The sequence below is a fragment of the Candidatus Poribacteria bacterium genome, assembly GCA_021162805.1.
In the GTDB taxonomy this organism is placed as follows: Bacteria; Poribacteria; WGA-4E; order B28-G17; family B28-G17; genus JAGGXZ01.
Window position 1 is genome coordinate 1 of sequence record JAGGXZ010000114.1, and the last position, 10,363, is coordinate 10,363.

Genomic DNA, 10,363 nt, shown 5'->3' on the forward strand with positions numbered 1-10,363 from the left:
AAGGTTCATAGCTAATCTTTTGGTCTATCCTGTCAAGGCCTCTCAGGATAGCTCAAGTTTAGTGTGTCCTGAAATTGTCAAAGAGCTGGCCTTTATTTTGCCCTTGACATTTTACCGCATCGCTTTCCCAGAACGAGATCAAGGAGATGATGCTTCAGGAGCTTTACGTCCCTTTTGCATTCCCTGACATATCTTTGCGTAACACCTATCGCCTCAGCTATCTCTCTATCGTTTGCCTCAGGGTGTTTCCTGATGTAGTCTAAGAATTTCACAAGCGTTTCGACTTTCGCCATATCCTCTTTATGGGATGAAGTCTGGATAAGGAGGGTTTCAACGACCTTTTTCCCCGAGCAACTTCTGCAGCTTGGATTTAAGCTCCTCGTTTTTCGGATCGAGCTTGACCGCCTCCCGCCATTGACGGATCGCCTCCTCCTTCATCCCCTTCTTCAGATAGACCTCGCCCAGATGTTTTCTGATCTCCGGCTCATCCGGATTGAGCTTGGCCGCCTTTTTCAGGTTCTCCAGCGCCTCGTTGATCCGTCCCATCTTGTAATATGCCCAGCCGAGGCTATCCAGGTATGCGCCGTTTTCGGGGTCCATCTCAAGGGCCTTTTTTATCAGGTTGACGGCCTCCTCGAGATTAACCCCTCTTTCGGCCATGAGATATCCGAGCGTGTTGTAGGCGTTCGATCTGTTTGGATTGAGGTTGATGGATTTTCTGAGATGTTGGACGGCCCTTTCAAAATCGCCCTTCCTATCGTATGCCACGCCTATCCAGTAATGGGCCTCCGCATCTTTGGGCTTCGACTTCAACACGTCACCCAATATCCTTATCGCATCATCTATCCTGTTCATCCCGACGAGCAAGCTTCCATAGACCGATTTAACCTCCAGGTTATTCGGGTCGGACGCGAGGATGGATTGACAGATATGGGCGGCCTTCTCGATCTTACCTCGCTCGACATATATCCTGGCCAGAAGCACCATGAGCTTTTCGTTGATCGGTCCCCCTCGATCCATTATCTCCTTGATCTGCCTCTCCGCCTCCTCGTATTTGCCCTGTTTTAGATATATATTCACCAAGCTCTGTCTGGGAGCCATATAATTTTCGCTTATCTTCACCGCCGCCTTCATCTCTTTCACGGCCTCATCGAGCCTGTCCTGAGAGATGTAGACCCTGCCCAGATCGAAGTGAAAGGGAGCATATAGGGGATTAAGCTTGATGAGCTCCTTGTACTGTTCCTCGGCGGTTGTCAGATCTCCGACGCTGGAGGCGATGTTGGCCAGGAAAAACCTAGGCTCAACATATTTCGGATCCGCCTTTATGGCCTTTCTGAAACATTCCATGGCATCCGTTATCCTGTTGCGCATCAGGTTTATTCGGCCCAGCACGGTATAGGCCGAGGCACATTGAGGGTTCATCTCAAGGGCATATTTGCATTCGAACTCCGCCACCCTGATATCCTGCATCCTCAATGCCACCTTAGCCAGCTCCACGTGCATGAAGGCTGAGGAGTTGTAGCTATCCAGGGCTTTCTCCAGGTGTTTCCTGGCGGTTTTCAGGTCCTCCTTCATCCTATAGTAAATCGCCGTCGCCAGATGAGCTCTGGCGGTAACGATCAATTGTTCGTCCGGATCTAATATCTCCTGGCCGAAGATAGGCCTTATGCCGACAAGGAAAAGAACGGCGATCACGATGTAGAGGCAGGGCAGCGCTTTGCCTCTACTCCTCTTCCCCTTCATCGAGCTCTTCCTCCTCGATCTTCCTCAATTTGATCTTATCCTCCTCGTCTTTACCTTCCGGGGAGAACAGGGCCACATCCACGATCGTCTCCCCACCCTGAAGCGACATCAGCCTTACCCCCTGGGTGGCTCTTCCTATCACACTGATATCCCTGACCGATATCCTGGTGATCATCCCGCTGGAGCTTGTGAGGATGATCTCGTCCCTATCTGAGACGGATTTAACCCCAACGATGCTTCCCGTCTTTTGATTGGTCCTCATCGTTATGATCCCGATCCCTCCTCGGGATTGAAGTCTGTATTCGGAGATATCGGTTCGCTTTCCATAACCGTTTTCGGCGACCACAAGCAGCGTGGAATTGTCCTTGGCGATGGCCATTCCGACGACCGAGTCTCCCTTTCTGAGCCTTATCCCCCTCACGCCGTATGCCGTCCTTCCCATCGATCTGATCTCACCTTCATCGAACCTGATCGACATGCCGTGTTTGGTAACCAGTATTATCTCCTGAGCTCCGTCCGTCAATTTGGCGTCTATCAGCTCGTCATCCTCGTGGAGGTTTATGGCGATTATCCCGGTTGAGATGGGCCGGCTAAAGGCGGATAGATTGGTCTTCTTGACTATACCCTTCCTCGTCACCATGAAGACGAACCTGTCATCGCGAAACTCCCTGACCGGCACGAAGGCCGCTATCCTCTCATCGGGATCAAGTCTCAGGAGATTGACGATCGCCCTTCCCCTCGAACTTCGCCCTGTCTCGGGTATCTCGAACACCCTGAGCCAATAACATTTTCCCCTGTCCGTGAAGAAGAGGATATACTGATGGTTGGTGGCGACGAATATATGTTCGACGAAATCCCCCTCCTTGGTCGTCATCCCCCTGATGCCGACGCCGCCCCTGCGCTGTCTTTTATAGGTCGAAACGGGGATCCGTTTGATATATCCCTCATGCGTGATCGTGATGACCATATCCTCGTCGGCGATCAGATCCTCTATCCTGAACTCGCCTATCTCCTCGATTATCTCCGTCCTACGCTCATCTCCATATTTCGCCTTTATCTCCAGAAGCTCATCTTTGATGATGCTGTCCACAAGGGCGGGGTTTCTGAGGATGGCCTTCAACTCCTCCATCCTCAAAAGCAGATCCGCATACTCGTCGTTTATCCTCTGTCGTTCGAGCCCTGTTAACCTCTGAAGCGTCATGGAGAGTATCTCAGAGGCCTGATCCTCGGATAGCGAAAACCTCTCCATCAGCTCTTCCCTTGCGGATGAAGGGGAATCGGAATCCTCGATGATCTGAATGACCTCCTCGATATTGTTCAGGGCGATCCTGTATCCCTCCAGTATATGAGCCCTATGCTGGGCACGATTGAGCTCGAACTCGGTCCTCCTACGTATCACCTCTCTTCTGTGTTCCAGGTAGTACCAGATGAGATCCTTGAGGTTCAAAAGCCTCGGCTGACCGTCCACCAGAGCGACCATTATCACGCCATAGGTGATCTGCATATGAGAGTGTTTGTAAAGCTGATTGAGCACCACCTGTGCAATCTCGCCTCGCTTGAGCTCTAGGACCACCCTTATCCCTGTTCGATCCGACTCATCCCTTATGTCGGAGATGCCGGTTATGACCTTGGAGTTAACGAGATCGGCGATTTTCTCCTTGAGGGTGGTTTTGTTGACCTGGTATGGGATTTCGGTGATGACTATCCTTTCGTTTCCCTTCCCCCTCTCGATCACGGCCCTGGCCCTGAGGGTTATATGTCCCCTGCCGGTCTTATATGCCTCTTTGATCCCCCTTCTGCCTACGATGATTCCTCCTGTGGGAAAATCCGGACCTTTGATCGCCTTCATGAGATCGTCCGCCGTAGCGTTCGGGTTTTCCAAAAGCATGATGGCGGCATCGACCACCTCGTTGAGGTTATGAGGGGGGATCTTGGTGGTGTATACGACGGCGATGCCCAGAGAGCCGTTGACCAACAGGTTCGGGAACCTGGATGGGAGAACCTTGGGCTCCATAAGCGAGTCATCGTAGTTGGGTTGGAAATCGACCGTGTCCTTATCGATATCGGCCAGCATCTCCTCGGCGATGGGGGTCATCCTGGCCTCGCTGTAGCGCATTGCGGCCGGCGGATCGCCGTCGATGGAACCGAAGTTTCCCTGTCCATCCACAAGGGGGTATCTCATCGAGAAGTCCTGCGCCATCCCAACCAGGGTGGAATAGATGGGAGCATCGCCGTGAGGGTGATACTTACCCATTACCTCGCCGACGATAGCGGCCGATTTCTTGTAGGGCCTGTTATGGGTTAACCCCATCTCGTGCATCGCATACAGTATCCTGCGAGTGCTCGGCTTCAGCCCATCTCTGACGTCAGGTATCGCCCTGTTGGTGATGACGCTCATCATGTAGGTGAGGTATGAGTCCCTCAGCTCATCCTCGATCGGTCTGGTGATAATCCTTTCCGTCTTCTCCTGCATCCCAGATACCCTCATCCGTAAAGGTCGAGTTTAACATGCATCCCGTATTTCTCTATGAACTCACGTCTTGGACCGACGCTTTCGCCCATAAGCGCCGTGAAGATCCTATCGGCCTCGACCACGTCCTCGAGCTTCACGTGGATCAAGACCCTGGTGTTCGGGTCCATGGTCGTCTCCCTCAGTTGATCGGCGTTCATCTCGCCTAGCCCCTTATACCGTTGTATCGTGACGCCTTTCTTTCCGATCTCCAACATCTGATCCATCATCCCCCAGATCGTGCGCGCCTTTTGCTTCTTCGATCCGTCGTCTATGACGAACACCGGCTCGACCGACTCATCCTCCTCTCTGCCCCTCATGAAGTCCTCGGGCAGAATACCATACTCCCTGAGCATGTCCACGTATCTGTCGAGCTCCTCTATCTCGGGCATATCCGAGACATCCTCCACCATCGTCTCATCGCCGGATTCCTTGAGCAGCTCGAGCTGCTTTTCGATGTCGCCGCTCCTGAGCTCCGAGAGCAGCTCCTCAACCTCATCCTCGAATCTATAGAACTCCCCTTCCCCCGTTTTAACCCTGTACAGAGCCACCTTCCTTTCATCTCGGAACCTACGGGCCAGGAATTCGTCTATATCGATTCCCTTCCTGTTCAACTCGTTCAGCCTCTTCTCTATCTCTCTGATCCACGCTATGATATCCCTGAGCTGGAGCTCGGTGTAAGGTCTATCCCTCCTGAGATTTCTGAGGGTAACGGAGTCGAGGGCCAGCTCGAGGAGGAAATCCGTCATCTGTTCCTCGCTGTTGATATATTGCTCCTTTCTGCCTTTCCTGACCCTATAAAGCGGAGGTTGGGCGATGTATATGTTGCCGTTCATAACCAACTGGGGCATATGTCTGAAGAAGAAGGTCAGAAGCAGTGTTCTGATGTGGGCTCCGTCGATATCCGCGTCTGTCATAATCACTATCTTATTGTACCGCAGCTTAGATATGTCGAAGTCGTCCTGGCCGATACCTGTTCCCAGGGCGGTGATTATGTCCTCGATCTCCTTATTGGACAGGACCTTATCGAGCCGCCATTTCTCCACGTTGATTATCTTTCCCCTCAACGGCAGGACGGCTTGATATCTTCTATCCCTGCCCTGTTTGGCTGTTCCGCCGGCGGAATCACCCTCGACGATGAAAAGCTCACACAGCTCGGGGTCCCTTTCGGAACAATCGGCGAGCTTCGTCGGGAGCGATGAGCTGTCCAGGACGCTTTTCCTTCGGGTGAGCTCCCTCGCCTTTCTGGCCGCCTCTCTCGCCTGGGCGGCAAGGATGCTTTTCTGGATGATCTTCCTGGCTATGTCAGGATTCTCCTCCAGGTACAGTGAAAGCTGCTCGTTTATGAGGGATTCGACGATTCCCGCCACCTCGGTGTTTCCCAGTGCCCCTTTCGTCTGTCCCTCGAACTGCGGGTTCGGAAGTTTGACGCTTATGACGGCGGTAAGCCCCTCCCTGATATCCTCGCCGGAGAGCCTCACCTTGGAGTTTTTCAGCAGATCGTTAGACCTAGCGTAATTGTTGAAAACCCTGGTTAGCCCCGATTTGAACCCGCTCACATGTGTTCCGCCGTTGTGGGTGTTGGCGTTGTTAGCGTATGAGAAGATGTTCTCGGAGTATCCGTCGTTGAACTGCATGGCGATCTCGACGAACACGTCGTTCCGCTCCCCATGGATGTATATCGGCGGGTCATGAAGGACGTTTTTGTTCTGATTGAGATATTGGACGAAGGAGACGATCCCGCCCTCATAGTGGAAAACCTTTGGCTCCCTTACGCTTCCGTCCTCCAGAACCCTTTCATCTCTGAAGATTATCTTGATCCCCTTATTGAGGAAAGCCAACTCCCTCAGCCTCTTGGTGAGGACATCATGGTCGAATTCAACCGTTTCAAAGATCGTTCTATCGGGCATAAACGTGATGGTCGTTCCGGTCCTGGTGCTAACCCCGGTTATCTCCACGGGCCCCTGAGGTATCCCGCGCCGGTACTTCTGCTGATATACCTTTCCATCCCGGCGAACCTCTGCGATCAACCATTCCGAGAGGGCGTTGACACAGCAATCGCCGACGCCGTGCAATCCGGATGCGGTTTTGTATCCCACGTTATTTCTGCCGTCGAACTTGCCGCCGGAATGCAGGACGGTCATAACCACCTCCAAGGTCGATTTTCCCAAGGTCGGGTGGGGATCAACGGGAATACCTCTTCCGTTATCGGAGACCGATACGCTTCCATCGGGATGGATCACCACCTCTATCTCGGAGCAGAAACCGGCTATCGCCTCATCTATGGCGTTATCGACGAGCTCCGTGACGAGATGATGAAGCCCGGCGGGGCCGGTGGTGCCGATGAACATGCCGGGTCGTTTCCTGATAGCCTCCAATCCTTCGAGAACCTGGATATCTTCGGCGGTGTATTTGATCTCTCCCATATGAGCCGTTAACCTCCGGTTAAGGATTTCCTCCATTTGTTGAGTTTAAGCTGGCCGATGATCGCCCTCCTGATAACCTCTCTGGTCTCCTCGTCCTCGACTCCCTGAGCTATCTCATCGGCCATTGAGAGCTCCTCATCGGTGAGCTCGATATGACTTATATCTCCGTAAAGCGGATTCTCCTCGACCTCTTCCCTCGACTCCGGCTGTTTAATCACTCCCAGCTTAAATTCTATATCCCTGACGATCCCCTCCCCCAAAAGTTCCTCATATCTTTTGATACACTCCTCTTTCCTGAGCCTCATGTCCGTCAGCAACACTGAATTGGAGACGATGACCGTAAGCTTTCCATCTTTGATCTGCGTCGCCCGTGAGAACTTAGAGGCAACCGAACCGACCACGTCCGACCATCTGATGAGGGCCATTTTGGTATCGATCCACCCTTTCATCCCTTTGGCCTTTATGACCTCATCGAGAATTTCCCTTATCCTCTGCATTTCACCGTTCCCTCGATAACATCGAAGATATCAAATTCACCCGAAATGGCGAGCTCATCCAGATGGGTGGTGGTCAGAAATATCTGGGCGTCGACCTCATTTAGCATTTCGTACAACAACGAAGCCCTAGTTGAATCGAGCTCAGAAGCCACATCATCCAGCAGTATCAACGGATTTTTGCCCGTCTCATCTTTTATCATCCTGTACTCGGAGATCCTCAGGGAAAGGGATATCGTTCTCTGCTGTCCCTGAGAGCAAAATCGTCTCGCATCCACCCCATTCAGATATATCCCCAGATCATCTCTGTGAGGGCCCACCGAGGTGCTTCCGCGGGTTATATCATACTCCCTAGCCTCCTCCAGGGAAGAGGTCAGTAACTCTTTTAATTCAACGTTTGAAGCGTCATAACCGTTGACAAGATAGGTTAAATTCAGGTTTTCTCCTCCTGAAAGCTCGGAATGGATTTCACGAGCATAAGAGGCGATCCTATCAACGACTGCCAGTCTCCTTTCAACTACCTTCAGGCCGTAATCCAGGAGCTGCTCGTCCCATATCGTCAGAAGATAGCGATCAACCATGCCATCTCTTATCTGCTTGAGAAGCTCGTTTCGCTGTCTGAGGACGGCCTGATAGGATTGAAGGTCATGGAGGTAAACCCGATCCAGCTGGGATATAAGGATATCAAGGAATTTCCTCCTTTCGGCCGGAGCTCCTTTGACGATCTGGAGGGACTCCGGAGAGAATATAACCACCTTGGCGATTCCTATCAGGTCCGAGAGCCTTTCCACCGATTTGCCGTTGAATCTCGCCCGTTTCCTGCCATCCAGGAGGTTCACCAGCTCGATATCGAAGTGATCTCCGTCCGATTCAAATTTCCCCTTGAGATAGAACCCCTGTTCTCCCGAGAGGATCATCTCCTCATCCCGATGGGTCCTATGGGATTTGCAGGTGCACAGACAGTAGATCGCCTCCAACAGGTTGGTTTTACCTTGAGCGTTGCCCCCCACCAGGATGTTCACGCTTTTGTTGAAGGTCAGGCTCTGCCCCCGATAGTTTCTGAAGTTTCTCAGGGTTAACCCTCTCAGGAACAAAAGCCATCACTCCATCCTCATCGGCATGATGAGGTAGATGTAGTTATCCGAATCTGACGGTCTAGCTAAAGCAGGGCTGAGAGGTTCGTTGAACTCGAACACGATCTCCTCGCAGTTTATATTCCTCAGCACGTCTGAGATATATCTGGCCATGAAGGCGATCTTGATCTGGCCGGTGCTCTCTTTGAGCTCCATTTCCTCGTAGGCTGAGCCGAAATCGGGCGTGTTTGCCGAGAGGGCGAGCTTGTCCTCGGAGATATCCATAACGATCATCAGCGTCTTCGGATCGGCCAGAAGGGAGACTCGTCTGACGGCGCCGAGCATCTCCTGGGTGTCGGCGACGATCCTTATCTCGCTGGTCTTGGGTATTATAGCCTCATAATCGGGGAAATTGCCCTCGATAAGGCGGGAGACGAGCGTCTTATCCTCCCCCTGGAACATGATCTGGTTCTCCTGTATGAACACCCTGATTTCACCTGCGCCTTCGAAGTTTTTGGCGAACTCGTTAACGGCCTTCAGCGGAATTATGACCCCCATCTCCTCCTCTACCGGTGTCTCCATGCGCTCGCTCATCATAGCCAGTCGCCTTCTATCGGAGGCAACCATCCTGACGCTATCCGGAGTGAGATGGAAATATACGCCGTCATAAAATCCGCCCTCCTCGGCTGAGGCAGCAAACGAGGTTCTTCCTATCATCCCCACCAATACATCGGAGTCCATCACGAGGTAATCCTCCGACGGCTCTGGAAAGGAAGGAAACTCGTCGGATGGAAGACCGACTATCTTGTACGAGCCTCGATCATAGGTGATCTCGACCCGATCGTTGGCCAAAGTGGTTATTCTCACCTCATCTGACGGCAGTTCACGGACTATTTCGAGGAACTTCCGCACTGGTATGGTTATCGATCCTTCCTCTTCGACCGTGCCTGGCACTTTGAGTTTGATTCCCACCTCCAGGTCGGTTGCAGCCATAACTATGCCCTCATCTCCTGCGGATATGAGGGTGTTGGATAGGATTGGGATCGTGTTTCTGGTGGCTGCTATGCTTTGGAGCCTCTGTAAGGCTCTAAGGAGCTCATCTCTCTGAAAGTTCAGTTCCATTTTCTCACCCTAATTTTAAGTTTAGTTTCAACAATTATTTTCACTTTGTTCTCCACCCTAACCCCTTGTATATCTATAGTAAGGGGTATATCTATATACTAGCTATTACTACTATATAGTATATAATAAATAATAATAGTAGTAGTAGGGGCTGTGGAAAAGTGGAAAAGTGGCACGAAGCCAGACGGTGACTGGGATCTCGCTGTGGAAAACCTGTGAATTGTTTTCCACAATTTTTCCACATTTCCACAACGCCTCTGATTTGTCCACAATCAAAAAAATTTTATCCACAGGTTTTCACCGGTTTTTCACCGGTTTTTCACCGGTTTTCCACAATCACGATTTTGCAGGAAGATTAAAATTAAGGAAAAATTCCTTTAGAGATTTATCATCCTCTTAGGATCTCCATCAACTGGTCGACGGTTTGACTGAGGTCCTTATCCACCTGTATCTTCTCCTCTATCTTGTTGATGGCGTGCAGGACGGTGCTATGATCCCTGCCCCCGAAGCTTCCCCCGATATCCTCCAATGATGCGTTGGTCAACTGTCTGCATAGATACATGGCGATGTGTCTGGGCCACGCTATCGACTTATTCCTCTTTTCCGATTTCAGATCGGATACCGATATCTTGAAGAAGGAGGCGACAGCCTTCTGGACCGAACTTATCGTCACCGGCTCTCGCCGCTCTACGGGTGGAGGCTCGCTGACGTCCTTCAGAACCTCCTTTGCAAGGTCAAGCGTTATCTCCGAGTCGGAGAACGAAGCGTAGCTCGCCACCCTTAAAAGCGCCCCCTCCAGTTCCCTTATGTTGGTCCGGATCGTCTCGGCTATGAAGAAGACCACATCATCCGGCATGTTTGTTATCTCGAGCTCTTCGCTTTTCTTACGGAGAATCGCCACCCTTGTCTCGAACTCCGGGGGCCTTATATAGGTGACGAGCCCCATCTGAAATCTGGATCTGAGCCTGTCCGGGATAGAGGTTATCCTGTTCGGGG

At 51.7% G+C, this 10,363-nt stretch carries 8 protein-coding genes; all 8 read right to left on the bottom strand.

Features of this window, described 5'->3' with window-relative positions; all coding sequences use genetic code 11:
* Positions 1-92: 92 nt before the first annotated feature.
* The gene (locus J7M22_08835; protein ID MCD6506714.1) at positions 93-293 is read right to left on the bottom strand and encodes a hypothetical protein; all 201 of its coding nucleotides are present in this window, start codon (positions 291-293) and stop codon (positions 93-95) included.
* A 37-nt stretch (positions 294-330) separates the two neighbouring features.
* Positions 331-1,743, bottom strand: a complete 1,413-nt coding sequence (locus J7M22_08840) for a tetratricopeptide repeat protein (protein ID MCD6506715.1) — start codon at positions 1,741-1,743, stop codon at positions 331-333.
* The gene (gyrA, locus tag J7M22_08845; protein ID MCD6506716.1) at positions 1,724-4,216 is read right to left on the bottom strand and encodes a DNA gyrase subunit A; all 2,493 of its coding nucleotides are present in this window, start codon (positions 4,214-4,216) and stop codon (positions 1,724-1,726) included. The genes J7M22_08840 and gyrA overlap by 20 nt, the downstream gene beginning before the upstream one ends.
* An 11-nt stretch (positions 4,217-4,227) precedes the next feature.
* On the bottom strand, positions 4,228-6,678 hold the full coding sequence (gene gyrB / locus J7M22_08850) for a DNA topoisomerase (ATP-hydrolyzing) subunit B (GenBank protein MCD6506717.1): 2,451 nt from the start codon (positions 6,676-6,678) through the stop codon (positions 4,228-4,230).
* A gap of 8 nt (positions 6,679-6,686) precedes the next feature.
* Positions 6,687-7,175 (bottom strand): DUF721 domain-containing protein, encoded by a 489-nt coding sequence (locus J7M22_08855; protein ID MCD6506718.1) that lies wholly within the window; start codon positions 7,173-7,175, stop codon positions 6,687-6,689.
* Positions 7,163-8,266: a DNA replication/repair protein RecF gene (gene recF / locus J7M22_08860; protein MCD6506719.1), complete on the bottom strand. Its 1,104-nt coding sequence runs from the start codon at positions 8,264-8,266 to the stop codon at positions 7,163-7,165. Before recF ends, J7M22_08855 begins: the two co-directional genes overlap by 13 nt.
* A gap of 6 nt (positions 8,267-8,272) precedes the next feature.
* Positions 8,273-9,367 carry a DNA polymerase III subunit beta gene (dnaN, locus tag J7M22_08865; GenBank protein MCD6506720.1) on the bottom strand — a complete coding sequence of 365 codons (1,095 nt, stop codon included), beginning with the start codon at positions 9,365-9,367 and terminating at the stop codon, positions 8,273-8,275.
* A gap of 388 nt (positions 9,368-9,755) precedes the next feature.
* A partial coding sequence (locus tag J7M22_08870) for a chromosomal replication initiator protein DnaA (GenBank protein ID MCD6506721.1) occupies positions 9,756-10,363 on the bottom strand: 608 nt, incomplete at its 5' end.

What these genes read in the sequence shown, in the direction of transcription:
- J7M22_08835 (MCD6506714.1), bottom strand. Translation starts at nt 293, where the DNA reads ATGGCGAAAGTCGAAACGCTTGTGAAATTCTTAGACTACATCAGGAAA.
- J7M22_08840 (MCD6506715.1), bottom strand. Translation starts at nt 1,743, where the DNA reads ATGAAGGGGAAGAGGAGTAGAGGCAAAGCGCTGCCCTGCCTCTACATC.
- gyrA (MCD6506716.1), bottom strand. Translation starts at nt 4,216, where the DNA reads ATGCAGGAGAAGACGGAAAGGATTATCACCAGACCGATCGAGGATGAG.
- gyrB (MCD6506717.1), bottom strand. Translation starts at nt 6,678, where the DNA reads ATGGGAGAGATCAAATACACCGCCGAAGATATCCAGGTTCTCGAAGGA.
- J7M22_08855 (MCD6506718.1), bottom strand. Translation starts at nt 7,175, where the DNA reads ATGCAGAGGATAAGGGAAATTCTCGATGAGGTCATAAAGGCCAAAGGG.
- dnaN (MCD6506720.1), bottom strand. Translation starts at nt 9,367, where the DNA reads ATGGAACTGAACTTTCAGAGAGATGAGCTCCTTAGAGCCTTACAGAGG.